Genomic DNA, 24707 nt, shown 5'->3' with positions numbered 1-24707 from the left:
CCATGGCCGTGCCCCAGTCGCTGCTCTCGGTGCGGGACCTCAAGGTCGTCTTCGACGGCCGACATGGCCCGCTGACGGCGCTCGACGGCGTTTCGCTCGAGATCGCGCCAGGCGAGATCCTTGGCGTTGTCGGCGAGTCGGGGGCGGGCAAATCCCTGACCGGTACGGCGGTGATCGGCCTGCTCGATCCGCCCGGCCGGGTTGCAGGCGGCAGCATCCATCTCAACGGCCGGCGCATCGACAATCTCCCAGCCGAGGCGATGCGCCTGGTGCGGGGCAAGGAGATCGGCGCGATCTTCCAGGATCCGCTGACCTCGCTCCATCCACTGCTCCGGGTTGGGGATCAGATCGTCGAGACGATCCTGGCGCATCTGCCGGTCAGCCGTGGCGAGGCGCGGGCACGGGCGCTCCACCTTCTCAAGGAAGTCGGCATTCCCGCCGCCGAAACGCGGATCGACCATTATCCGCATCAGTTCTCGGGCGGCATGCGCCAGCGTGTGGTGATCGCGCTGGCTCTCTGCGCCGAACCCAAGCTGATCATCGCGGACGAGCCGACGACGGCGCTCGACGTTTCGATCCAGGCGCAGATCATGAGCCTGCTCAAGCGGCTCTGCCGCGAGCATGGCACAGCGATCATGCTGGTGACACATGACATGGGCGTGATCGCCGAGACGGCAGACAGGGTCGCGGTGATGTATGCCGGACGGGTCGTCGAGGTCGGCCCTGTGAAGGATGTGACGCGCCACCCCAGCCATCCCTATACGGCCGGGCTGATGGCTTCGATCCCGAGCGTGCATGAGCGCCATCGCCATCTCAACCAGATCGACGGCGCCATGCCGCGACTGAACGCCATACCGAAGGGCTGCGCCTTCAATCCGCGGTGCGGTTCTTGCCGCGACCGCTGCCGCGACGAGCGGCCTTCGCTGGGCGCGGGGCTCCATATCGCCGCCTGCCATTTCCCCTTGCGCGAGCTGGTTCATGGCTGAAACCGAAACCATTCTCGAGGTGAAGGCGGCGTCGTGCCGCTTCGACGTCTCGGCGCCCTGGCTGTCCCGTCTGGCTTCGCATGAGCCGCGCCGTGTGTTGAGGGCGGTCGAGGATATCTCCTTCACGGTCCAGCGTGGCACCACTTTCAGCATCGTCGGCGAGTCCGGCTGCGGGAAGTCGACGCTGGCACGGATGATCGTCGGGCTGCAGCGCCCGACCGAGGGCAGCTTGCGCTTCGCCGATATCCGCCGCCTCGATGGCAGCTTCGGTCCGCCACGCGTTCAGATGATCTTCCAGGATCCCTACGCCAGCCTGAATCCGCGCTGGCGGGTCGGCGACATCATCGCCGAGCCGATCCGCGAGCTGAAGCTGCGCCGCGATGACGCCGAGGCGACGGAACGCGTCGGCGATCTGCTCGAGATCGTCGGTCTGTCCCGCGCCGACGCCCGGCGCTTCCCGCATGAATTCTCTGGCGGGCAGCGGCAGCGCATCTCGATCGCCCGTGCACTGGCGACCGAGGCCGATTTCCTGGTCTGCGACGAGCCGACCTCGGCACTCGACGTCTCCGTGCAGGCACAGATCCTCAATCTCATGGTGAGGCTGCAGGCCGAGTTCGGCCTGACCTATCTCTTCATCAGCCATAATCTCTCGGTGGTTCGGCACATGTCCGACCATCTGGCGATCATGTATCTCGGCCGCTTCGTCGAGGCCGGCCCCGCCGATGAGGTCTTCAACCTGCCGCGCCATCCCTATACGCGGCTGCTGCTCGAGACGATTCCCGATGTCGAGAGACCGAACCGGGAGCGCAAGCCGATGTCGGGCGAGGTGCCGAGCCCGATTGCGCCGCCGAGCGGCTGCGCGTTTCACCCGCGCTGTGCGAGTGCCGTCGAGCGCTGTTCGCAGCAACGCCCCCCGCTGCGCGATTTCGGCGATGTCCGCCTCGCCTGCGACAGAGCGTGATCGGTACGCGGAGGGATGGTTAACGGCCGAACTGGCCGTTAACGCGCGATTTACCGTGTTTTGCCTAGGGTAAGCGAGGCTTCCTCTGGTCGCGGATACATCTCGCCATGCAAGCACAGGCGCTCAAGCTGCCGGAGACGGCCAATGAGGATGTGCTCAATGGGACTGCGGCCGCCCGCGCCATTGGCGAGATCGCGGAGCGCTTCGGCAAGCTCGGGGTCGAGATCACGGATATTTCCGGCCGCATCGGCGATGTCACACGACAGCTCGAAGGCCAGGCCGAAGGGCTGCACCGCGTCGTTGCGTCCGTCGAGCAGGTTTCGCTCTCCAATCGCTCGATCCAGAGTTCGGCGGAAGACGCTCAGAAGGCGGCGTCTGTCGTCAAGAGTGGCCTGGAACGGGTCACGGGAGCGGTTCGGCAGGGGCTGAATGCTGCCCAGAGCGATATCGAGACGCTGAGCCAGGGGGCTGAATCGATTTCGGCTGCGCTTGCCGAGGCCGTCACCAATGCCCACAAGGTTCGCGAGGCGAGCGACGCCATCCAGACGATCACGCGCGAGATCCAACTGCTCTCGATCAATGCCGGTGTCGAGGCGGCGCGGAGTGGTTCGGCGGGGCGCGGGTTTGCGGTCATCGCTGCGGCCGTGAAGCAACTCTCCGAGCAGACGCGTGAGGCGACCGCACTCAGCACCCGACAGCTCGACGCGCTTGTGGAAACGGTCGATCAGCTTGCCCGCCGCAGTTTCGAGAATGCAGCGGTCGCCCGCCGCGCGAGCGAGGAGAGCAGGGGAATATCCCGGCAGGTCGGCGAACTCGACATTTTCGGTCGCTCGGTCGTCGGGCTGATCGGCGATATCGATGCGATCTCGAATCCGACGCGGGAGAATGCTATCGCCTTCGCCAAGGTCGGCGAGGATCTCAAGGCGCTGGTCGCCGGCGTCGACCAGTCGAGCGGCAATCTCGATCTCGCGTCGGGCCGGGCGGCTTCGCTCGTCTCGATCAGCGAGGCGATCCTCGGTTCGATTGCGGCTTCCGGCGTGCGCACCGCGCAATCGGAACTGATCGCCACCGCCATGGAGACGGCGCAAGCCATTTCCGGCCTCTTCGAGGACGCCGTGGCACAAGGCGAAGTCACGATGGCCGATCTCTTCGATGAGACCTATCGTCCGATCGGCGGCTCGGACCCCCTGCAGCATATGACGCGTTTCGTCGCGTTGACCGATCGTCTGCTGCCGCCGCTCCAGGAAAGGCTGCTGGCCGCAAACAAGCGCGTCGTTTTCTGCGCGGCCGTCGATCGCAACGGCTTTCTGCCGACCCATAACCGCAAGTACTCGCAGGCGCAGGGACGGGATCCGATCTGGAACAACGCGAATTGCCGGAACCGCCGCGTCTTCGCGGATCGCACCGGGTTGGCGGCTGCCCGCAACCAGAAACCCTTCCTGCTGCAGACCTATCGGCGCGACATGGGCGGCGGCCAGTTTCTCGTCATGGAGGACCTCTCCGCGCCGATCTGGGTCAAGGGGCGCCATTGGGGCGGAATTCGCTTCGGTCTCAGCGTTTGAGGCGACCGCATTAACGGCCTGTGAGCGTTCCTGCAGGCAAGACTACGCGTAGCGCCAGGATGGCGCGTCGGGTTGAGTGAGTGTCCGGTCCAGCGTCATGCATATCGCGCCGTCTTTTCCCAATCTCTCGGTCCTGCTGATCGATAGCAGCGCGCATTACCGGCGCATCGTCCGGACCATGCTCTACCAGGCGTCGCTCCACCGCATCTTCGAGGCCCCGGATTTGTCCTCGGCCGCAACGATGTTCATCCAGAAGCAGCCGAACATCGTGGTCCTGGACTGGGACCTGCCCGATTCCGGCAGTGTCAAATGCCTGGCGTCGATCCGTTCGTTCAAGACTTCGCCCTTCGCCAAGGCTCCGGTCCTGGTGATGATGGAACGCCCCGACCGCCGTTCGGTCGTGCAGGCGGCCAAGCTCGGGGCGCACGAGATCATCACCAAGCCGATCTCGCCCAACGCGCTCTGGCTGCACCTGTCCGGGATCATCAACATCCCGCGCAAGTACAAGGAGCAGAACGGCAGCATCTCGCTCGTTCCGCGTGCCATCAGCAATGCCATGTTCTGACCACATCTGCCTCGGAAACGCCCAAAGCGTTGATGCCGGGGTGCCGCCGATTAGCGAAATTTTTACCAATCTGGCGTGATCTTCCATCCGCCAATCATGGGTCCCGCCGCCGTGGTCATCACCGTCTCGCTTCCAGCCTTTCTCGGTCGTTCCGAGGCGGCAGCCTTCCGCAATCAGCTGCTTGTCGCGCTGGAGCAGAAGGAGAGCATCGCCGTCGAATGCGCTGAAGCTGGCCCCCTGCCCAGCCTCTGGATTCAGTTGCTCCATGCCGCCGCGACCAGTGCGCAGGCAAAGGGGCTCAGCGTCACTCTCAAGGCCTCGGAAGAGTGCCGCAAGTCCCTGCAGGCGATCGGCTTCGATCCTGCCCAAAGCGCTCTCGTCCTGGAGTGATATCGATGAGAATCCTGGCCATCGACGATACGAAGACCCTGCTCAGTCTGCTGAGCCTGACGCTTCGCAATGCCGGACATGAGGTGGCGGAAGCGGAGAACGGCGAGGACGGCCTCGTCAAGTTCGACCAGTTCCAGCCCGATCTGGTGATCACCGACCTCAACATGCCGTTGATGGACGGAATCGAGTTCACGCGCGCCTGCCGTGCCCGACCGGCCGGCCAGAATACGCCGATCATCGTGTTGACGACGGAAAACGGCGCCGAGATTAAGGCGGAGGGCCGGCGCGCCGGTGCCAGCGCCTGGATGGTCAAGCCGTTCGAGCCCAACACCCTGCTCGGCCTCGTTGCTCGCTATCAGAACTAAGGCTGGCCGATGGATCCGTTAGCGGAACTCAAACAAACGTTCTTCCAGGAATGCGAAGAGCTTCTCGGCGCTCTGGAGCAAAAGCTTCAGGCGCTTGATGAGGGCTCACGCGAGCCCGAGGACGTCAACGCCGCATTTCGCGCGATCCATTCGATCAAGGGCGGGGCAGGGGCCTTCGGTTGCACGGAGCTCGTCGCCTTCGCCCATGTCTTCGAGGCTTCGCTCGATCATTTGCGTTCGGGGCGTGTCGCGATCGAGGACGCTCCCTTCGGACTGTTCCTGCGCTGCTCGGATGCCGTTGCCGATCTGGTGTCGGCGGCGCGCAATGACGAACCGGCCCGCCCGCGTCCTGATCTGCTCGAGGCGCTGGAACGTGTCGGGCAGGCCGAACCCGTCGCAGCAGCTCCTGCCGCTGCCGCTTCCGCACCTCCAGTGCCATCGGCCTCCGCGCCTGCGAGCGACGACGCCCCGCCGGGTATCGCAGCGCTCGGCAATCTGCTTGCGATGGTCGAGGCGAAGTCCGCCGCGCCCGTGAAGCCGATCGATGACGGCTGGGACGACGAGCCAGTTGCCGCCGTCGCTCCGGCAGAGCCGGTGAAGGCCGGCAGCGAGATGTGCCTGCGCATCACGCCGGATCGCGACCTCTTCCGCCGTGTGATCGAACCCCGCGTCGTGCTGGCGGCTCTGCCGCCGGAGGATATCGTTTCCGTCTCCTGCGACCTGAGCCACGTGCCGTCGCTGGAGGAACTCGACGTCACCGATTGCTGGATGCGCTTTGCCGTGAACCTGCGCACGCAGTTGTCGGTCGAAGAGCTGCACGGCAAGTTCGATTTCACCCTCGCGACCGAGGAGTTCGAGATCGAGGCGATGCCCGAGCCGGCCAATGACGATGTGGCCTCGTTCGCGCCAGTCGCTGCCGTCGAAGCAGAGGTGCCGCAGTCGGTTGCTGCCGATCTCTCGGCAATCCTGGCGAAGCTCGGGCCTGCTCCGGCCGCTGCGCCGGAACCCGTTCCTGTGCCGGCTCCTGCGCCGGCCCCGGCCCCAGTCGAGGCGACGGCTCCGCCCGTGCCGCGTCCTGCGCTTCGTGCTCCTGCCAATGATGCTCCTGCGGCCCGCCAACGCCAGGCCGTCAGCGTTCGCGTCGACCTCGACCGCATCGACAAGCTGATGAATCTCGTCGGCGAGATCGTCATTACCCAGTCCATGCTGGTCGAATGCGTGCGCTCGCTGCCCTATGACGTCTATGCCAAGACCGCCGAGGGCATCCTGACGCTGTCGCGCCAGACACGCGAGCTGCAGGACCATGTCATGGCCGTGCGCGCGCAGCCGGTGAAGGCCGTGTTCCAGCGCATGCCGCGCCTCGTCCGCGAGCTTGCGCAGACCCTGGGCAAGGAAGTGCGCCTGGTGCTCGAAGGCGAAAATACCGAGGTCGACAAGACGATCATCGAAGAGCTTGCCGATCCGCTGACTCACATGATCCGCAATTCGATGGATCATGGCCTGGAGACGCCGGAGGAACGCCTGGCAGCAGGCAAGGGGCCGGAGGGCACGATCCAGCTCACCGCCGAACATCGGGCCGGGCGCATCGTGATTTCCGTCACCGATGACGGGCGCGGCATCAATCGCGAGAAGCTACTGGGCAAGGCCCGTTCGCGTGGTCTTGTCGGCCCCGATGAAAAGCTTGCACCCGAGGAGATCGACCAGTTGATCTTCGCCGCCGGGCTTTCGACCGCGGAGGCCGTCAGCGACATCTCGGGCCGCGGCGTCGGCATGGATGTGGTGCGGCGCAATGTCGAGTCGCTCGGCGGCCGCATCAGCGTCGATTCCGAGCCCGGCCGCGGTTGCAAGTTCACCCTGGCATTGCCGCTGACGCTCGCCGTGCTCGAGGGCATGGTGATCCGCTGCGGTGACGATCGCTACGTCATCCCGATCGCGAGTGTGATCGAGACCCAGCACCTCGCCAATACGCCGATCGAGCATCTCACCTTCGGCCAGGAAGTCCTGCGCTGGCGCGGTGAGGTCACACCGCTCTACCGGCTCGGCGCCGTGATGGGCTCGTCCGGGCAGCGCGACGAGAACATCATCATCATCGCCGAAACCGAGCGCGGCGGTAATGTCGGAATTGCGGTCGACGAGATCGTCGGCCAGCAGCAGGTCGTCGTGAAGAGCCTCGAGGCGAATTACGGCGCGGTCAACGGCGCATCCGCCGCGACCATCCTCGGCGACGGCCTCGTCGCCCTGATCCTCGATGTCGACTCGATGCTGAGGCTGGCCGCGACCGGCAGCCGGCAACCCGCTCCCGAACTGAAAATGGCTGGATGATCATGACCCTTCAACTCGGCGAAAAGCACTTCTCGTCGGCGCAGCCTGAATCAGCCGTGCGTCGTATCGTTACCTTCCGCGTCGGTGATCGGACTTTCGGCATCGATGTCGGCATGGTTCGTGAAATCAAGGGCTGGCAGGTGACCACGCCCCTGCCGCATGCGGCTCCGCATGTGCGCGGCGTGCTCAATCTGCGCGGCGTCATTCTCGCGGTCTACGACCTGCGCACCTCGATCGGCCTCGGTGTCACCGATGCCACGGCAACCCACGTCATCGTCGTCGTCGATGTCGAGGACAAGACCGCCGGCCTGCTGGTCGACTCGGTCTCCGACATCGTCGATGTTCCGGTCAGCGCGGTTCGCCCGGCGCCGGATCTGGAGCGTGACGAGCATGGCCTGATCGAAGGCCTCGTGTTGCTCGACACCGAGATCGTCGCCTTGCTCGACCTCGCGGCCGTGATCCGCGAAGGCGGGGCGGAAACCCCTCTCGCTCGGACCACCCGGGCGGCTTGATCATCATCTGACGCGGCAACGCGCCAGATGACTGAGCCGGGGAAGGCCAACGCGCCAAGAAAGACACGACAAGAACATGGGCAGCTTCGCCGGTTCCCTTTCGAGACTCTCGGTACGGCTGCCGCTGATGTTTCTCGGCGCGGCTTTCGTTTCGGGCGGCGCCATCGGCGCCGCCGCCTATCATGTCGCCTGGGGGCGGCTGAATGACCTCGCGCAGCTCGGGCTGAGCGCCGCCGATATCGACGGTGCCGTGCGATCGGCCATTCCGCAGATGCTGGGGATCAGCGCCGTTTCGCTGGTCGCGATCGCGGCCGTCGGCTGGTTTGCGGCGCGCTCGATCTACCGTCCCATCGTCGAGATGCGCGATGCGGTCGGCCTGTTGGCCCAGGGCGAGAACGCCGCGATCCCGGGCCTCGCCCGCGGCGACGAGATCGGCGACCTTGCCCGCGCCCTGAAGAGCATTCACGAGACAGGGGTCGAAGCTGCGCGTATCCGTGCCGCGCTCGATGACTGCCGCACCAATGTCATGGTCTGCGATCGGCAGAACCGCGTCGTCTACGTCAACAAGTCGCTGCTGAAGTTCTTTGCCGAGGCCCAGGAGGATTTTCGCACGGCCTTCCCGGGCTGCTCGGCCAAGGACATGCTTGGCCGGGTCATGGATGCCGTCTATGGCGACCCCGTGTTCGGGCGGCATGATGTCGGCGGGGCCCGCGCGATCCGCTATGCGCTCGGCCGGCGGACTATTTCGCTGTCTTTGAGCCCTGTCCTGCATGCCAATGGCGAGCGTCTCGGCACCGCCGTCGAATGGCTGGAACTGACCGACGAACTTGCCGCCGCCAACGAGGTTGCAGATGTCGTCTCGGCGGCCGTCGAGGGCGACTTCTCGCGTCGTATTCCGCTTGCGGGCAAGCCGGAGGCGATGGCTCGCATCGCCGAGGGCCTGAATCAGATCAATACGCTGGTCGAAGGCGCGGTCGGCGAATTTTCGAGCGTGCTCGGTGGACTGGCTGAGGGTGACCTGAGCCACCGCATGGAGGGGGACTATCGCGGCCGCCTCGCAGAGCTGAAGCGCAGCCTGAACGGAGCACTCGCCCATCTCGGCCAGACCGTCTCGACCATCCAACTGACGGCAGGCAATGTTTCGCGAGCCGCGATCGAGATCAATTCCGGCGCAGGCGACCTTGCCAGGCGGACTGAAGCGACAGCCGGCAATCTGGAGGAAACTGCCGCGACGACCGAGGAGCTGGCAGCCTCCGTCAAGCAGAGCGCGGCCCGCTCCCGCGAGGCGACCCAGCTGGCCGGAGAGGCCATGAATGTGGCCAATGACGGCAGGGTTGTCGTGTCCCAGGCGGTTGGCGCGATCGAACGGATCGAGACGTCCTCCGTCCGCATCTCGGAGATCGTCTCCGTGATCGACGGTATTGCCTTCCAGACCAATCTGCTGGCGCTCAATGCGGCGGTCGAGGCTGCGCGGGCCGGTGACGCGGGCAAGGGGTTTGCCGTTGTGGCCTCCGAAGTGCGCGCCCTGGCACAGCGTTCCGCTCAGGCTGCGCGGGATATCAAGGGTCTCATCGCGACCTCCAACGAGCAGGTCGGCGAGGGCGTGCGCTTCGTACGCAGCACCGGTGAAGCTCTGGAGCGGATCGTGGCCGCTGCGAGCAAGGTCTCTGCGACCGTCGCGGAGATCTCTTCCGCGACCGCCGAGCAGGCCCATGGCATCGAGGAGATGAGCCAGACCGTCGCCCATATGGACGAGATGACCCAGCAGAACTCGGCTTTGGCGGAGCAGAGTGCGTCATCGGCACATGAACTGATGGCGGAAATCGACAGGCTGAAACAGCTTGTTGCCGTCTTCCGCATCGAGGAAGGGTTTGCTGCGCCGTCGGTTCATGCTGCGCAGACCGAGCCCGCCCGGTTGCAGCGACTTGCGGCTGCAGCGCTCGTCGAGCAGGCGCGTGTCGCGCCGGCGGTCCGCCGCCCGGAGTCGCGTCGGCCGGAACTGACGAAAGCCCCGGCGGTCCGTCCCGCGCCGCGCCGCATCGCCAATGGGCGTGTCGATGATTGGGCCGAGTTCTAGTTCGATGTTGTCAGGTTCACAGTGATGCTCGCGCCTCAAGGTCTTCACGAAGCCACGCTGACGCGTGAGGACATGGGCTTCATATCGAAGCTCGTCTACGAGCATGCCGGCATCGTCATCCGCGAACACAAGGAAGCGATGACGCGAGGTCGCCTTTCCCGACGCGTCAAGGCGCTGGGAATGGGCTCGGTCGCGGAGTACTGCGCCTTCCTGAAGACGCCGGGCGCGCAGGACGAGATCCCCGAGCTGATCAACGCGGTCACCACCAACCACACCGCCTTCTTCCGCGAGCGGCATCATTTCGACCATTTGCGCCGCGATGTGCTGCCGAGGCTGGTTCAGGAACGCGGCGGCCGGCGCGGGCGTATCCGGATCTGGTCCTCTGCCTGCTCCTCCGGCGAGGAGCCCTACAGCATTGCGGCTGTCTCGCGCGACGTCATCGGCTCACGCAGCGATCTTGATTTCCGCATTCTGGCGACTGATATCGACACGGACATCCTCAACCGGGCGGAAGCGGGCATCTATCCGGCGGAGCTGTTCGAGCGTCTGCCCGTCGATGTCAGGCCGCTGCTGCGCCTGGACGGGCAGGTCGGGCGTGGAGAGGCGCGGATCAGCGATGATCTGCGCCGGCTGATCGCCTTCAAGCGGCTCAATCTCATCGAAAACTGGCCGATGCGTGGCCCATTCGATGCCATTTTCTGCAGAAACGTCTTCATCTATTTCGATACCCGGACCAAGGCCACGATCCTCGACCGCTTCGTCGATCTGCTTGCGCCGGGAGGTTTCCTCTATCTCGGTCATTCCGAGTCGCTCCCGCAACCTCACCCGCAGCTCAGGCTGATCGGCCGCACGATCTACGAGAGAACCCCATGAGTATCACGCGGTCCTCTCGGCGCTATTTCGACCCCCGTTTCGAGGCGACGATCATCACGGTCGCGCCAGGTGAGCACGAGATCACCTCGGCGAAGGACGAGATCGTCGCGACTGTGCTGGGCTCGTGCATCTCGGTCTGCATGCGCGATCCGCAGGCAGGGGTCGGTGGGCTGAACCATTTCCTGCTGCCGAAGAACAACAGTGGCAACGATGCCAGCGCCGGCGAGCGTTATGGCGACACCGCGATGGAAGTTCTCATCAACGGCCTGCTCAAGCGCGGCGGCAAACGAAATCATCTCGAAGCCAAGGTCTTCGGCGGGGCACGGGTCCTGTCGGGGGCGACCATGCTCGCCATAGGCGACGGCAACATTGCCTTCGTGCTCGACTTCCTCAACCGGGAAGGCATTCCCATCGTCTCCAAGGATGTCGGCGGCACACGCTCACGGCGAATCCACTATCAGCCTTCCACGGGACGGGCCTGGGTGCAGCATGTGCAGCCGAGCGTCCGCAGCAGCGAGCATGAGCAGGAAGTGGCCTATCTCAACCGACTTAAGACCCAGCCTGTCGCAGGTGATGTCGAGATCTTCACATGACCCTGAACCAAGCACCATCGGCCAAACCCGTCACTGTCCTTGTCGTCGACGATTCCGTCCTGATGCAGAAGCTCATGACGCAGATCATCGACTCCGCCCCCGGCTTCAAGGTGATCGGCGTCGCCGGCAGCGCGGAGGAGGGTTGGGACGCGATCCAGGAGCTGCGGCCAGACCTGCTGACGCTCGATCTCGAACTGCCGGGACGGCACGGCCTCAAATTGCTGGCGCGCGTGCTGAAGCAGGACCCGTTGCCGGTGCTGATCGTCTCAGCCTTCGGCGGCCCAGGCGCCGACAACACCATCCAGGCGCTGGAACTGGGGGCGATCGACTTCATCGAGAAGCCGGACGGCACGACGCATACGCTCGAAGGCTTCATGAAGCATCTGGTGGCTGCGCTTCACCGCGCCTCGGCCAGTCGAAAGATGCTTGCAGCCGCGCGCGCTCTGGCGCGCGAAGCCGCGCCGGCAAGGCCAGCTCCCGTTCGTGAGCCTGGGCGCGCTTCCGCCTCGCCCGGTGGGCGTACGTCGTTGATCGCCATCGGCGCCTCGACCGGCGGCGTACCGGCCGTGCAGGTGGTGATGCGGGACCTCGCCAATCTGCGCATCCCGATGGTCGTGGTTCAGCACATGCCCGCCGGCTACACGGCAAAATTCGCCGCACGCCTGGCGGCAGCCACCGGGCTTGACGTCCGCGAGGCGGCCGACGGGGACAAGCTGAAGCCCGGCATGGCGGTCGTCGCGCCAGGTGGCCTGCGCCATCTCGAGATCGAGGAGCGCCGTGGGGAACTGGTCTGTGTCCTGAAGGAAGGGCCGCTGGTCAGCGGTCATTCGCCATCGGTCGATGTCATGTTCCACTCGGTGGCGCGCAGCCTGGGTGCCCATGCGGTAGGCGTGCTGCTGACCGGGATGGGCCGGGACGGGGCAGACGGTTTGTTAGCCATGCGCAAAGCCGGTGCCGAGACGTTAATTCAAAGTGGCGAAACCTGTGTGGTAAACGGGATGCCGAAAGCAGCATTCGAGATCGGGGCCGCTGATCGCGTTGTGGCACTCGACCAGATTGGCGCCGCTATCGGCCACCTGATCGCAGAACGTCCGCATCAGCGCACCGCGTGAGGAGAGCGTGATGAAAGCCAGAAGTGACTACCGGATCCTCGTGGTCGACGACCAGAAGAGCATGCGCGGTCTTGCCACCTATTTCCTGAAGCAGATCGAGTTCCAGGACATCGATGAGGCGGAGAATGCGCGCGAAGCGCTGATGAAGATGCAGACCAAGCGCTATGATCTGCTTCTGCTCGACTGGAACATGGACGGAATGAGCGGCATCGATCTGCTGCGGGCGATCCGTTCCGTGCCGGAGCTCAACCAGATCAAGATCATCATGGCGACCTCCGAGCGCTCGGTGGACAAGATGGACGAGGCGACCAGCAACGGCGCAGACCACTATGTCGTGAAACCCTATGAGCTCCGCGATCTCGAGGTGCGGGTGAAGAAGGTTCTCGCCTGCTGAGCGCAGGCCGGCTCGAGGCTAAAGCATCGGCCCGAAGAGTGGATTGCGGTTTTTGGGAAAGCCGATGCAAAGACAAAGGGATAGATCATCGGACCGGATACGATTTCCTGTCCGATGATCTAATCTCACCATTGTGATCCAGCGCCTCGGGCCATCATGGCTGCGGGGCGCTCTCATTTGCGCCAGTATCTGCGCCGGATTATGAGGTTTCGCGGGAGGGCAGGCCATGCCGCTGCTTCGTCGTGACGTGTTGAGCCTGATCGGCGGGCTCGCTGCGAGCCCATCATTTGCCATATCGCCCGATACGCAGAGCGCACCCGACGCCTACCAGTTTGCGTTCGCCCGGCTCGAGGGCGGCCATATTCCGCTGGCGGCCTATCGCGGCAAGCCGATCCTGATCGTCAACACGGCTACCAATTGCGGCTACGCAGGGCAGTTCGCAACACTTGAGCAGCTGTGGCAACGCTATTCCGGCCGTGGCCTGATGTTGCTGGCGGTGCCGTGCAATGACTTCGGCGGGCAGGAGCCGCTGGAAGGTGTGGCTATCGCGGAAGCAGCGCGCCAGACCTATGGCGCGACTTACCCGTTCGCCGCGAAATCGAGCGTGCGTGGCCCGGACGCCCATCCATTCTATCGCTGGGCGGCGACACGGCGGCCGGCCGAAGTCCCGACCTGGAACTTCCATAAGTATCTGGTCGGGCGCGATGGCAGCCTCGTAGGCGGCTTTCCCGCGAGCTCGGACCCGGTCGGCTCACAGCTGATCCGGGCTATCGGTCAGGAGCTGCACGCCGCCTGAGCCCGCCTTCAGCTACGCGCGTAGATGTCTTCGATGCGGATGATGTCGTCCTCGCCGGTATAGGAGCCGACCTGTACCTCGATCAGCTCGAGGTCGATCCTGCCGGGATTGCGCAAGCGGTGGACGCAGCCGATCGGCAAGTACACCGATTCATTCTCATGCACGTGCGTGACCTTGGCATCGACCGTAACTTCGGCTGTTCCCGAAACCACGACCCAATGCTCGGCGCGATGAAAGTGCTTCTGCAGGCTGAGCAGCCCGCCTGGCTTGACGTTGATGCGCTTAACCTGGAAGCGCTGGCCGATATCGATGCGCTGATACCAGCCCCAGGGCCGGTAGACCCTCAGGTGCTCGCTCGCCTGCGGCCGGCCATCGGCCTTCATCAACTCGACGAGGTTCTTGACCTTGCCGGCGGCGGCCATTGACGAGACGAGCACGGCATCGCGCGTCGCAACCACGACGACATCGTCGAGGCCGAGAACCGTCGTCAACACGTCGTCGCTGCGGACATAGATGCCGTGGCTATCGAGCGCGACCACCTCGCCTTCGAGGACGTTGCGATCGGCGTCCTTCTGTTTGATCTCGTGGATCGAGTCCCAGGCGCCGATATCGGACCAGTCGAAGCTTGCCTGCACGACACCGGCCGCCCGCGTCCGCTCCATCACGGCGTAGTCGATCGAAATCTTGGTGGCCTGGGCAAACGCCTCCGGATCGAGGCGCAGGAAGTCGAGGTCGCGGGTCGCCTTGGCAATCGCTTCACGCGCGGCATTCAGCACGTCCGGAACGTGGCGTTCCATCTCGTCGCACATCGTCGCCGCGGCAAAGACGAAATTGCCGCTGTTCCAGAGATATCCTTCCTCGAGATAGCGCGTGGCGCGTTCCAGGTCGGGCTTCTCGACAAAACGCTGCAGACGTTTTGCGCGCTCGCCGGGCAGCGGCTCGCCGGGTGCGAGATAGCCATAGGCCGTCGAGGGATGCGTCGGGGGAATGCCGAGCGTCATGATCAGGCCGGACGCAGCGAGCTCGGCTGCGATCGCGCAATCGTCGCGGAATGCCGCAGTCGCCTGAATGACGTGATCGGCTGCAAAGGCCGCACAGATCGCGCCGGCCCTGCGCTGTTCTGCCAATAGCGAGCCGACTGCGACCGCTGCGGCGGAATCGCGTCGCTCCGGCTCCAGGACGATCTCGCCCTTGATGCCGATCGCGAGCATCTGTTCAGCAACGATAAAGCGAAAGTCATTGTTGGTGATGACGATCGGCGCATCGAAGCGCGGGTCATGCAGCCGCTGCAGGGTCGCCTGGAAGGTCGAGATCCCGTCTCCGAGCAGCGGAATGAACTGCTTGGGCAACGTATCGCGCGACAGCGGCCAAAGCCGGGTGCCGGCTCCGCCGGCCATGACGAGCGGAACGATTTTCGGGACTGACATCAAGCGCGCTCTTCTCAGGCAGGTCGTGACCCTGCTGCCTTACAGCAACGTCACTACCATTGGTTAAATGCAGGGTCGTGGAAAAATTCAGGCCTTGGCCTTCTGGCCCGGACGAAAGGCGACGATGACGGTCGGGTCGGTGTCCAGGTAGGGGCCCTCGATCAGGTCAATGCAGTAGGGTATGGCGGGCATCACGGCGTCGAGGCATTCGGCGATCGCGCGGGGCCGTCCCGGCAGGTTGACGATGAGCGAGCGACCACGGATGCCGGCGGTCTGGCGCGAGAGTATCGCGGTCGGCACCTTGGTGAGGCTGACCTGGCGCATCAGTTCGCCGAAGCCGGGCATCGGTTTCTCGACAACGTCGTCCGTGGCCTCGGGCGTGACGTCGCGGGGAGCGGGACCGGTGCCTCCCGTCGTGACGATGAGACAGCAGCCCTCGCGGTCGGCAAGTTCGATCAGGGTGTCGGCAATCGCCTTGCGGTCGTCCGGGATGACCCGCGCAACGGCCGTCCAGGGCGAAGCGAGCGCATTCTTCAGGTAGTCGCGAATGGCGGGGCCGCCCTCGTCGGCATAGATGCCGGCCGAGGCCCGGTCGGATATCGTGACGATTCCGATCTTGATATCGCTGGTCATGCCGTCGCACCGTTGCAGGATGATCCTGGCCGGTATCGGGCAGGTAGCGAGCCTGGTCAATCTCGTCATGGGCCGCCGCCTTCCGAGCCGGACGTCGGCTCGACAGGGCGGCGTCGCCGGAGTTGTTCTCAGCTGATGCGTGCGAGGTCGCCAGGCGAGCCGCGTGATCTCTATCGATGCTTTGCCGATTGATGACGATTCCGCAGGCGCCGCAGCCACATGCGGGCCAGGGCGGCGACCTGTGCCGGCCCCGGTATCGCGCTGCCGATCGCGATGATCGCATTCGCCATGGTCCTGCGCTCGCCCCAGACATAGGTTCCGGGATCGACGCCGTCGCCTGCGCCGCTGTCGAAGAAGACCGGCGGCGTCTCCGTGAAATCGGCTTGGAGCATCGCAATGGTCAGCGCTCGCCCTGGCGAATGGCGCGCCTGGGTCTCGTCATAGGCGATCTTCAGGAACTGGCGGGTATTTCCGCTTTCGACGAGCAGGCCCATCGCCATGGGCTTGCCATCGAGCAGCAGCGTGTCGAGCTGGAGCGCGTCCTGTTCGGCGAAGAGCTCGACGAGCCGGTGGAAATAGGCCGCGTCATCAGGCAGGCAGGCGATTGCGGTCGCGGCTTCCCCCTTCCAGCCTGCCGCTTCGAGCGCGAGGAAGGTCTCGAACGCCTCGCCTGCGGCCTGGCGACGCTTGCGCTGGAAGGAGACCACGCCGTTCCGTGCGATCGCCCGGAACTGCTGCATGCGCTTCTTGTAACTTGAGCCAAGGGCGCGACGGAGATAGCGCTCGGCATCGTCGCCGGGCTGAGCGATCATCACGGGACGCTGCCAGGTTTCGAATGTCGTCAGCCCGCTGCCGGTGACCCGGCAAGCCTCCTGGAGCGCACGAAAACCTGGCCCCTGCACGGGCAGGAGCGGCAGAGCCAGGGTTTTCGGCAGGTCGCGCGATGCGGCGAGGTGGCGCAGCAGAGCGAGCGCGATATCCTCGGCATTGTCGCGGTCCAGCACGGGGGCCGATGAAACCTCGTAGAGCGGCACGAGCGGAGCGGCGAGGATGGGGGTAAGGCCGCTGCGCCAGTCGCGCTGCCGACGCAACACCCAGATTCCGACGAGGCTCTCGGAACCGAGCGCTTCACTGCGCCAGGCCGTCAGGATGACGATGCGGTCATCTGGAACCAGGACCCGCGCAGCCGCGACAGTGGCTGGCGACATGGCGGGATTGGGCTCGACCGCTCGTTCCGCGAGTTCGGCGAAGGCTGCACCATAGCCGACATAATCGCCAAGCCGCGTGCGCCTGATGACGATCTCGGCGCTCATCCGACCCTCGTGCGGAGGCGGCAAGCAGGCTCTGGGCAGAACTGGATCAAGACTGGCCGCCGCCCTGCCTACCGAGGCGCATCTCGCCCCGTAACGATAGCACAAAGGCGATGACCTGCGCCGCAGCCCGGTAGAGTTCCTCGGGGATCTGATCGTCCAGCTCGACCGTGGAGAGAGCCTGCGCGAGCACAGCGTTCCGCTCGATGTCGACATCATGTTTGCGGGCGGTCTCGATGATGCGTTGAGCAAGCTCTCCGCGGCCCTTTGCTGTGACGCACGGGGCGCCATGGCCGTCATACTCGAGCGCGACCGCGAGCGGATCGGGAGAGGGAGGGCTCATGACAGACGGTCCAGGAACTGGCCGGCGGTCGCTCGCCTGGCTTGCGGCTGGCCGGTATGAATGTCGACGGTTCCGTCTTCAAATTTTGCATTGGCCAGCGCTGCCTGGAGATCAGGCGCAGCGCCGCGCAGGAACTGGCTCGTTCCTTCGCGTTCGGCCCAAAGCGAGACACTCACCGCGCGTCCCTGGAGCGTTACGACACCTTGCAGCGGACCCATCGGCTCGGCGTCGAGGGCAAAGCGCACGCGCCAGAGGGGCCCTTCGACACCAGAGGGGCTGCGTCGCGGCGGGTCCTTCTCGATATGCAGCGGCAGGATCGCGGTGCCCGCTTGGAAAGCGAGAGGGATCTCCGTCACCCAGCGTTGGCCTTGTGCGGCCTCGGGACGGTTGGGTTCTGGCGGCAGAGATGCGAACTGCGCGAGCTTGACGCGGTCGAGCGCGGCTTCGGTCTGGTCGAGCAGCGTGCGTGCGATGACGAGCGGCTTCTCTCCGGCCGACAGGGTGGGTTCGGCAATCGATTGAGGGGCGAGCGCGCCGTCGCGCCGTGGCGGGGACGGGCGGATATGCGCTTCCGCATCGCTCGTTGCCTGCTCTGCCGTCCTTGGTTCTGTTCCCGACGGTTTGAGCCCTGGAGCGGCGGCGTCCGGGGCGACAAGCGGCCGCAGCATGTCGCTGAGCGCGCGTAACCCCGCCTTCAGATCGCCGTGAGGAGAGGGGCGTGGTGCGGCTGCCTCCGGGCGGTCGCTTGCTCGCGAAGGCAGTCTTGCCTCCTGCGCATCCAGGAAAAGTCCGGAGCGTGCGACGGCCTGCTTCAAGCCCTGGCCGGTTACGGGTCTACGCTCGGCCGGCATGGCCTGAGCCAGGATCTGGTCGATCAGGCCCATCAGGGGCTTGGGCAGGATGAGGGAGATCGTACCGTTGGCAAGCACCTGCAGATTGGCGAAGAGCGGCGCGAGACTGTCCTGGCGAGCGAGAGCCTCGCCCATCAGCGGGCCGGCAAGTGCGCGCGGCGAGGGCGTCGCCTCGGACTGCAGCCGTTGGGTCGGCGCAGGGGCCACCGCGACGGTAGCGGGGATTGGCAAAGGTGCTGAAGAGCTCGCGCCGGCAAGACGCGACGAAGCCGGCAGGCCGGGGGTGGCGGCCTCCGGAGCCGACGGCTTGGCGCTGCGGCCCGTCTCCAGCGCAAGCGGTGCGAGCGCCGGCTCGCGCCGCGGACCGTCGATGGGCACCAACTGAGCCGGAGGAGTGAGAGCTTCGCCAGGGGGGCGAGCCGCAAGCAGCGTCGCCCGCACCCCCGTTCCACCGTCTTCCGGAGCCTCGATTTTGAGTGTGAGCGTTGTGCCGGGCTGCAGCGCAGCCTGTCGGACTTCCGGGCCGGCGAGAACGAGATCGATCTTCACGCCATCGACCAAAGCGGTCACGGTACCGTCCTTGCCCAGGGAGAGCAAGCGCGCTTCGACCGTCTTGCCGGGCTCGAGCCCGGCTCCGGGAGCCAAGGCTGCAAGCAAGGTGGCGAGGGTCTGGCTCTGGACGAGAGCGGCGAGATTCATGCGGGAGCGACCATTGACTGACTGTCGCAGCTTCCCATGAAATCTTAAGGAATCTCTTGCCCTTGCAAGGCATCTCTGCGTGCCTCGCTCTGGTGCGGGCGCAGGTGATGAGGCAGGTTTGCGCGCCAATGCATCAGGGACAACGCAGATGAACTATCGTCGGCTCGGCCGTTCCGGCCTGAAGGTTTCGCCGCTATGCCTGGGGACGATGATGTTCGGAGGTGCGACTGAGGAAGGCGATGCACGAGCCATCGTCGATCACGCGCGCGCGGCCGGGATCAATTTCATCGACACGGCCGACGTCTATAACGAGGGCCGCTCCGAAGAGGTGACCGGGCGGGCGATTGCCGCGAACCGGCATGACTGGGTTCTGGCCACCAAGGTCGCGAGCGTTATGGGGCCGGGGCCCTATCAGAGTGGCCTCTCCCGGAAATGGGTGATGCAGGCCTGCGAGGACAGCCTTCGGCGGCTCGGGACGGATTTCATCGATATCTACTATCTCCACAAGGAAGACCACACCGTGCCGCTTGGCGAGACGGTGCATGCGCTCGCCGATCTCGTGCGTCAGGGCAAGATCCGGCATTTCGGCGTTTCGAACTACCGCTCCTGGCGCGTCGCGGAAATCTGCCGGCTCTGCGATGAACTCGGCATCGACCGGCCCGTGGTCAGCCAGCCCTATTACAACGCGATGAACCGCATGCCCGAGGTCGAGCATTTGCCCGCCTGCGATTTCTACGGCCTGGGTGTCGCGTCCTATTCGCCTCTCGCCCGCGGCATTCTGACCGCGAAATACGAACCGGGTCAGGCACCGCCGGAGGGCACGCGGGCCGGCCGCGCGGACAAGCGGATCATGCAGACCGAATGGCGCGAGGAATCGCTGATCATCGCCCGCACGATCCGCGACCATGCGGCCGCGAAGGGGCTGACCCCGATCCAGTTCGCGGTGCAGTGGGTGCTGAACAATGCGCTGGTGACGGCGGCGATCGCCGGTCCGCGCACCCTCGAACAATGGCAGGCCTATCTCGCGGCGCTCGATGCCCGCTTCGACGCCGAGGATGAGGCCCTGGTCGATCGGCTCGTGCCTGCCGGCCATCCCTCGACGCCGGGTTACAGCGATCCAGCCTACCCGCTGGAGGGCCGGATCACGCGCAAGGCCTGAGGCCGGCCTCGCCGGCGTGGAGCTTGCTCTTTCCCGATGGGCTGCGCCAATAGGCGCTTGCGAGTGCCGCAGCCGGGCCGATGCCTGGCAGGAGCAGGAGGGCGCATGGCGGTCGAAGGCCTTACCGGTGATCTCGTCAAGGTCGTGGCGCTCCTGGGCGCGGGCGTCGTCGCGGTGCCGATCTTTCGTCGTCTCGGCCTTGGTTCCGTGCTCGGTTACTTCACCGCCGGTGTCGCCATCGGGCCATCGGGGCTCGGTCTCTTCGCCAACCCGGAGGCCGTGCTCCACGTCGCCGAGTTCGGCGTCGTCATGTTCCTGTTCATCATCGGCCTGGAGATGCAGCCCTCCCGGCTCTGGAAGCTGAAGGGTGAGATCTTCGGGCTGGGTGCCGCGCAGGTCTGCTTGTGCGGTGCGCTGCTGACCGGTGTCGGCCTGCTCGCGGGCCTGAGCCTTCCGGCCGCCTTCGTGGCCGGAATGGGCTTCGTCCTGTCCTCGACCGCCGTCGTCATGCAGATGCTGAACGAGCGTGGCGAGACCTCGACACTGCATGGGCAGCAGGCGGTGTCGATCCTCTTGCTCGAAGACCTTGCGATCGTGCCGCTGCTGGCGATCGTTGCTCTCCTTGCGCCGGCGAAGCCGGGGGATACCGGCGACTGGCTCCCGCTTCTGATCGCCGCCGGCTCCGTTATTGGTCTCGTGGTGGCGGGGCGCTGGTTGCTCAACCCGATGTTCCGGCTGCTTGCGGCTGCGCAAGCCCGCGAAGTCATGACCGCGGCTGCCTTGCTGGTCGTGCTCGGAGCAGCGCTCGCCATGCAGTTGAGTGGGCTCTCCATGGCGATGGGGGCCTTTCTCGCCGGCGTGTTGTTGTCGGAGTCGAGTTTTCGGCACCAGCTCGAAGCCGATATCGAGCCGTTCCGCGGGATCCTGCTCGGCCTGTTCTTCCTTGCCGTCGGCATGTCGCTCGAACTCGACCTGATCGCCCGTGAATGGCGTCTGGTCGCGTTGGCCGTGGTGGCGTTCATGGCGGTGAAGGCCAGTGGTATCTTCATCGTCGCCAAGCTGTTCGGCTCCAGGACCCGCGACGCCATCACGCGGGTGGCACTGTTCTCACAGGGCGGTGAATTCGCCTTCGTGCTCTATGCTGCTGCGGCAGCGGCGGGCATCTTCGGCGCTGAGGTCAACGCAGTGGCCAGCGCCACGGTCATCCTGTCGATGGCGCTTACCCCCTTGCTCGTATTGGCTCTCGATCGCTTCCTGCCACCGGAGCAGACCTCGCTGGACGGCGTCGAGATTGCCTCCGGCCTGCATGGCAGCGCGTTGATGATCGGCTTTGGGCGTTTCGGACAGGTTGCCAGCCAGACATTGCTGGCGCGGGGCTGCAGCGTCTCGATCATCGAAGTCGATGTCGAACTGATCCGTGCCGCGTCGAATTTCGGCTTCAAAGTCTATTACGGTGACGGCACGCGGCGCGAGATCCTGCATGCTGCCGGCGCCGAGCGGGCGCAGGTGATCCTGGTCTGTGTCGATAATCGCGTGACTGCCGACAGGATCGTCGCCATGGCGCAGGCCGAATTCCCGCACGCGAAGCTGTTCGTGCGAGCCTATGATCGCGGCCACGCGATGGACCTGATCCGCAGCAATGTCGAATACCAGATTCGTGAGACCTTCGAATCCGCCATGCTTTTCGGCGCAGCCGCACTGCGCAGCATGGGACTGTCGGAGGAGGAGGTCGCTGAGATTGCCGAGGATGTGCGTCGTCGCGACGATGAACGGCTGGATCTCCAGGTCGCGAGCGATATTCATGCGGGCAACGATCTCCTCCACGGCAATACACCGATACCGACCCCGCTGACCGCACCTAAGGCGCCCGGCAAGATTCTGGGCTCCGCCCCGGATGATTATGGCGATGTCGGCGGCCCCTAGACTAGCCGGCCGTCAACTGTTCCCAGCCCGCCATCGCGCCGCGGACAACCGCGTCCAGTTGCTGGCGGGAAGCACCGTCGCGCGCCTGGATCGACATACCCTGCTGAACGGTGACGTAATAGCTCGCGAGGGCTTCGGCATCGATACCAGGCGGGATCTCGCCGGCGTCGATCGCAGCGCGCAACCGCCGGGCGATGGTCGCGACGCTTCCGGCGCGCATATCACGCAGTTTGGTCGCGGTCTCGTCGCTGACGCCAACGGCATTCACCGCCGAGAGCACGATCATGCAGCCGGGCGGGCGCCCCGGCCGCGTGAATACGGCGGCGCTTGCAGCCAGGAACGCCGAGACCGCCTCTCGGGCGGTTGGCGCTGCTGTCAACGGGCCGGCGATCTCATCGCTTTCACTCGCTTCGAAGAAGTCGATGGCTTCGCAATAGAGTTCCTCCTTGCTGCCGAAGGCGGCATAGAGGCTCGGCGAGCCAATGCCCATCGCTCCCGTCAGATCGCTGAGGGAGGTGGCCTGATAGCCCTTTGCCCAGAAAATCAGCATCGCCTTCTTCAGGGCGTCGGATCGATCGAAGGCGCGGGGGCGGCCGCGTTCCGTCATTGCCATTCCTTTTCTGTATCGATCGGTAGATAATTATCTTGACGGTGGGAGGCAAGCGCTCCATCTGTTTCTGTATCAATCATCACAGAAATGGAACTGCCTGATGTCACGCTTCACTGGAAAGAAGGCCCTGGTCACGGGCGGCAGCCGCGGCATCGGTGCCGCGATCGCCCTGCGATTGGCTCGCGAGGGCGCCGATGTGGCGATCACCTTTGAGCACTCCGCCGACAAGGCAGGCGAGGTGGTCCGCGCCATCGAGGCCCTTGGCCGCAAGGGATTCGCACTTGCTGCCGACAGCGCGGATCCGGTGGCGGTCAAGGGGGCGGTCGACAAGGCCGCGGCCTCGCTGGGCGGGCTCGACATTCTGGTCAACAACGCCGGCATCTGGCGTGGAGGAGCGGTTGCCGAGTGGAGTCTAGCCGATATCGACGCGACACTTGCCGTCAACGTTCGCGCTGTCGTGCTCGCCTCACAGGCGGCCGCGGCGCATCTCGGCGTCGGCGGACGCATCATCTCGACCGGGTCCTGCCTCGCAGATCGCGTGGTCGAAGAGGGTGCGACGCTCTACGCGATGAGCAAGGCGGCGCTGATCGGCTTCACCAAGGGGCTCGCCCGCGACCTCGGCCCGCGCGGCATTACGGTCAATATCGTGCATCCCGGCTCAACCGACACAGACATGAATCCGGCGATCGGCCCGCAGGCCGATGAGCAGCGCGCCCGCATGGCGATCCCGCGCTACGGCAAGCCAGAGGATATCGCGGGGCTGGTGGCCTATCTGGCGAGCGAAGAAGCGCGTTTCGTCACCGGGGCGGGCTTTGCAATCGATGGGGGCGCCAACACCTGAAGATTGGCCTGGCGGCGGCTCAGTTCAGCATGCAGAAGCCGCCGACCACCACTTCGCTGCGGCACCAGATCCTTGGTTCCTCGGCGGTGCTGAGCCGCAGCATCGCTGGGGCCGCCGCGCTGGCCGTCGGGAAGGGAGGGCGCGACGGGGCGTCGCCCTTGGCCGCTTCCTGCTGTGAGGATCGGCCGACCCGCGGCGCGACCCCGACGGAGGTCCCGCTTCCTCCGCTGGAACTGGTCTGGGAGCTTCCATGCGACGAACGGCTTCCGCCGCGGAATTTCGCGGCTTCGGCACCCGCCGGCAGCAACAGGGCGGCAATGACGGCAGTCGTGAGAACCCGGATCATGCTGCACTCCCATGAGACGGGAACAGATTGCCGCTGCGGAACGGGAGGGCAAGAAAAGCCTCTCGCCAGGCTGAGCGAGGGGTTAATGCGCGCCTGAAAACCGGAGAGGCCGGTCAGTTTCCGGGCAGGACGATGATCGTCGGCTTGGGCGGCAGCATAGCCTTGCTGATCGTGATTTCGGCCTCGGCCCGGCGTTCGACGGGCCAGAGATCCTGGGAGCGCGCGAGGAAACGACTGAGGCTCGAGCCGCCGAAGAAATGCATCGGGATCATCACCTTGGCCTGCACCGATTTCAGCACCTCGATCATGCCTTCCTGATCGAGCGTATAGCTGCCATCGACCGGGAAGAGCACGACGTCGACGCGGCCGAGCGCGCGCAGATGGCCGGGTTCGAGCGGGTGGTGCAGATGCCCGAGATGGGCGATGCAGAGATCGCCGATCTCGAAGACGAACATCGAGTTGCCGTCGAAATCGGTCGATCCGGAATAGGAGCGGATATTGGTCGGCACATTGCGTACGCGCATGTCGCCGAGCGTGACGTCGTGCTTCGCGGCGCCCTTGCCGGCAGGGTCCCAGCCGGGCAGGACCTGCTTGATGGCGGGATCGGGATTGCGCGAATTGTGGGTCGAATGCGCCTTGTTCATCGTCGCGATATCCGGCGTTTCGCGCGGCCGGATGTAGTCGTTGTAGTCGGTGGCGGCCTTCACGCCGCCGGGCGTCTCGATCAGGAAGGTGGCGTGGCCGACGAAGGTCAGCCGGACCTCGTCCTTGGCGAGCGCCGCGCGCTGGATCGGCGGGCGGAGGCTTGCCATCTCCGGGCGGCAGCCGGGCTCGTCGGATTGGGCTTGCGCCGGCGCCAGGCACGCCAGCGTCGCGAGCAATCCGAAGACGGCTCGGCCTAGCGTCGTCGACAGTCTCATGAACTTCGCTCCCGCTGCGTTCCCGCAGCCAAGGTTTAGGCACAATTCCGGGCTGCGAAAGCCAGGCTGTCAGTTTCGTGACTATCGTCCGATTGGGATGACCGGTTGCATATCAGGATCGGTTATGGCAAGAATCC

General features: G+C 65.2%; 25 protein-coding genes. 17 read left to right on the top strand and 8 right to left on the bottom strand.

Features of this window, described 5'->3' with window-relative positions; all coding sequences use genetic code 11:
- Positions 1–8: 8 nt before the first annotated feature.
- The 14 genes from AB4118_RS08755 to AB4118_RS08690 all read left to right on the top strand — a co-directional run bounded on the left by AB4118_RS08755 (position 9) and on the right by AB4118_RS08690 (position 13508).
- The gene (locus tag AB4118_RS08755) at positions 9–986 is read left to right on the top strand and encodes an ABC transporter ATP-binding protein (RefSeq protein WP_201788703.1); all 978 of its coding nucleotides are present in this window, start codon (positions 9–11) and stop codon (positions 984–986) included.
- Complete coding sequence (locus AB4118_RS08750; RefSeq protein ID WP_441489362.1) at positions 979–1947, top strand: ABC transporter ATP-binding protein; 969 nt, start codon at positions 979–981, stop codon at positions 1945–1947. Before AB4118_RS08755 ends, AB4118_RS08750 begins: the two co-directional genes overlap by 8 nt.
- A gap of 107 nt (positions 1948–2054) precedes the next feature.
- Complete coding sequence (locus tag AB4118_RS08745; protein ID WP_441489361.1) at positions 2055–3509, top strand: methyl-accepting chemotaxis protein; 1455 nt, start codon at positions 2055–2057, stop codon at positions 3507–3509.
- A 76-nt stretch (positions 3510–3585) separates the two neighbouring features.
- The gene (locus AB4118_RS08740) at positions 3586–4074 is read left to right on the top strand and encodes a response regulator (protein WP_162768079.1); all 489 of its coding nucleotides are present in this window, start codon (positions 3586–3588) and stop codon (positions 4072–4074) included.
- A 96-nt stretch (positions 4075–4170) separates the two neighbouring features.
- Entirely contained in the window at positions 4171–4464 is a 294-nt protein-coding gene (locus AB4118_RS08735) for a hypothetical protein (protein WP_441489360.1), read from the top strand.
- Positions 4465–4469: 5 nt separating this feature from the next.
- A complete protein-coding gene (locus AB4118_RS08730; protein WP_441476827.1) occupies positions 4470–4829 on the top strand; it encodes a response regulator in 360 nt (119 codons plus the stop codon).
- Between the two features lie 9 nt (positions 4830–4838).
- On the top strand, positions 4839–7151 hold the full coding sequence (locus AB4118_RS08725) for a chemotaxis protein CheA (protein ID WP_441489359.1): 2313 nt from the start codon (positions 4839–4841) through the stop codon (positions 7149–7151).
- A gap of 2 nt (positions 7152–7153) precedes the next feature.
- Positions 7154–7663, top strand: coding sequence for a chemotaxis protein CheW (locus AB4118_RS08720; protein WP_069882586.1), 510 nt, complete (start codon positions 7154–7156; stop codon positions 7661–7663).
- A gap of 76 nt (positions 7664–7739) precedes the next feature.
- Positions 7740–9740 carry a methyl-accepting chemotaxis protein gene (locus tag AB4118_RS08715; RefSeq protein WP_441489358.1) on the top strand — a complete coding sequence of 667 codons (2001 nt, stop codon included), beginning with the start codon at positions 7740–7742 and terminating at the stop codon, positions 9738–9740.
- Positions 9741–9764: 24 nt separating this feature from the next.
- Entirely contained in the window at positions 9765–10613 is an 849-nt protein-coding gene (locus tag AB4118_RS08710; protein WP_441489357.1) for a CheR family methyltransferase, read from the top strand.
- Positions 10610–11206 (top strand): chemoreceptor glutamine deamidase CheD, encoded by a 597-nt coding sequence (locus AB4118_RS08705; protein ID WP_441489356.1) that lies wholly within the window; start codon positions 10610–10612, stop codon positions 11204–11206. The genes AB4118_RS08710 and AB4118_RS08705 overlap by 4 nt, the downstream gene beginning before the upstream one ends.
- Positions 11203–12318 carry a chemotaxis-specific protein-glutamate methyltransferase CheB gene (cheB, locus tag AB4118_RS08700; protein WP_441489355.1) on the top strand — a complete coding sequence of 372 codons (1116 nt, stop codon included), beginning with the start codon at positions 11203–11205 and terminating at the stop codon, positions 12316–12318. Before AB4118_RS08705 ends, cheB begins: the two co-directional genes overlap by 4 nt.
- A 10-nt stretch (positions 12319–12328) precedes the next feature.
- Complete coding sequence (locus tag AB4118_RS08695) at positions 12329–12712, top strand: response regulator (protein ID WP_043233413.1); 384 nt, start codon at positions 12329–12331, stop codon at positions 12710–12712.
- Positions 12713–12938: 226 nt separating this feature from the next.
- Complete coding sequence (locus AB4118_RS08690) at positions 12939–13508, top strand: glutathione peroxidase (RefSeq protein ID WP_441489354.1); 570 nt, start codon at positions 12939–12941, stop codon at positions 13506–13508.
- Positions 13509–13516: 8 nt separating this feature from the next.
- On the opposite strand, the gene AB4118_RS08685 is transcribed toward AB4118_RS08690, so the two are convergent.
- The 5 genes from AB4118_RS08685 to fliK all read right to left on the bottom strand — a co-directional run bounded on the left by AB4118_RS08685 (position 13517) and on the right by fliK (position 18771).
- Complete coding sequence (locus AB4118_RS08685) at positions 13517–14935, bottom strand: mannose-1-phosphate guanylyltransferase/mannose-6-phosphate isomerase (RefSeq protein WP_441489353.1); 1419 nt, start codon at positions 14933–14935, stop codon at positions 13517–13519.
- 87 nt (positions 14936–15022) lie between these two features.
- The gene (gene mog, locus AB4118_RS08680) at positions 15023–15568 is read right to left on the bottom strand and encodes a molybdopterin adenylyltransferase (protein ID WP_441489649.1); all 546 of its coding nucleotides are present in this window, start codon (positions 15566–15568) and stop codon (positions 15023–15025) included.
- Positions 15569–15738: 170 nt separating this feature from the next.
- On the bottom strand, positions 15739–16881 hold the full coding sequence (locus AB4118_RS08675; protein WP_441489352.1) for a GNAT family N-acetyltransferase: 1143 nt from the start codon (positions 16879–16881) through the stop codon (positions 15739–15741).
- Positions 16882–16927: 46 nt separating this feature from the next.
- On the bottom strand, positions 16928–17221 hold the full coding sequence (locus AB4118_RS08670) for an EscU/YscU/HrcU family type III secretion system export apparatus switch protein (RefSeq protein ID WP_441489351.1): 294 nt from the start codon (positions 17219–17221) through the stop codon (positions 16928–16930).
- Positions 17218–18771 carry a flagellar hook-length control protein FliK gene (gene fliK / locus AB4118_RS08665; protein ID WP_441489350.1) on the bottom strand — a complete coding sequence of 518 codons (1554 nt, stop codon included), beginning with the start codon at positions 18769–18771 and terminating at the stop codon, positions 17218–17220. The genes AB4118_RS08670 and fliK overlap by 4 nt, the downstream gene beginning before the upstream one ends.
- A 148-nt stretch (positions 18772–18919) precedes the next feature.
- On the opposite strand from fliK, the gene AB4118_RS08660 reads away from it, so the two are divergent.
- A complete protein-coding gene (locus AB4118_RS08660; protein ID WP_441489349.1) occupies positions 18920–19930 on the top strand; it encodes an aldo/keto reductase in 1011 nt (336 codons plus the stop codon).
- Between the two features lie 105 nt (positions 19931–20035).
- Positions 20036–21853 carry a monovalent cation:proton antiporter-2 (CPA2) family protein gene (locus tag AB4118_RS08655; protein ID WP_441489348.1) on the top strand — a complete coding sequence of 606 codons (1818 nt, stop codon included), beginning with the start codon at positions 20036–20038 and terminating at the stop codon, positions 21851–21853.
- A gap of 1 nt (position 21854) precedes the next feature.
- Here AB4118_RS08655 and AB4118_RS08650 read toward each other — a convergent pair whose 3' ends face one another.
- Positions 21855–22460, bottom strand: a complete 606-nt coding sequence (locus AB4118_RS08650) for a TetR/AcrR family transcriptional regulator (RefSeq protein WP_441489347.1) — start codon at positions 22458–22460, stop codon at positions 21855–21857.
- Between the two features lie 103 nt (positions 22461–22563).
- Here AB4118_RS08650 and AB4118_RS08645 point away from each other — a divergent pair, with 103 nt between their 5' ends.
- Complete coding sequence (locus tag AB4118_RS08645) at positions 22564–23304, top strand: 3-oxoacyl-ACP reductase family protein (RefSeq protein WP_441489346.1); 741 nt, start codon at positions 22564–22566, stop codon at positions 23302–23304.
- A 19-nt stretch (positions 23305–23323) separates the two neighbouring features.
- Here AB4118_RS08645 and AB4118_RS08640 read toward each other — a convergent pair whose 3' ends face one another.
- Both AB4118_RS08640 and AB4118_RS08635 read right to left on the bottom strand, forming a co-directional pair.
- Complete coding sequence (locus tag AB4118_RS08640; protein WP_441489345.1) at positions 23324–23650, bottom strand: hypothetical protein; 327 nt, start codon at positions 23648–23650, stop codon at positions 23324–23326.
- A 113-nt stretch (positions 23651–23763) separates the two neighbouring features.
- Positions 23764–24570 (bottom strand): MBL fold metallo-hydrolase, encoded by an 807-nt coding sequence (locus tag AB4118_RS08635; protein ID WP_441489344.1) that lies wholly within the window; start codon positions 24568–24570, stop codon positions 23764–23766.
- Positions 24571–24707 lie beyond the last annotated feature (137 nt).

Source organism: Allobosea sp. 2RAB26 (assembly GCF_052115465.1).
Taxonomy (GTDB): domain Bacteria; phylum Pseudomonadota; class Alphaproteobacteria; order Rhizobiales; family Beijerinckiaceae; genus Allobosea.
This window is presented reverse-complemented; position numbering and strand designations above follow the sequence as displayed.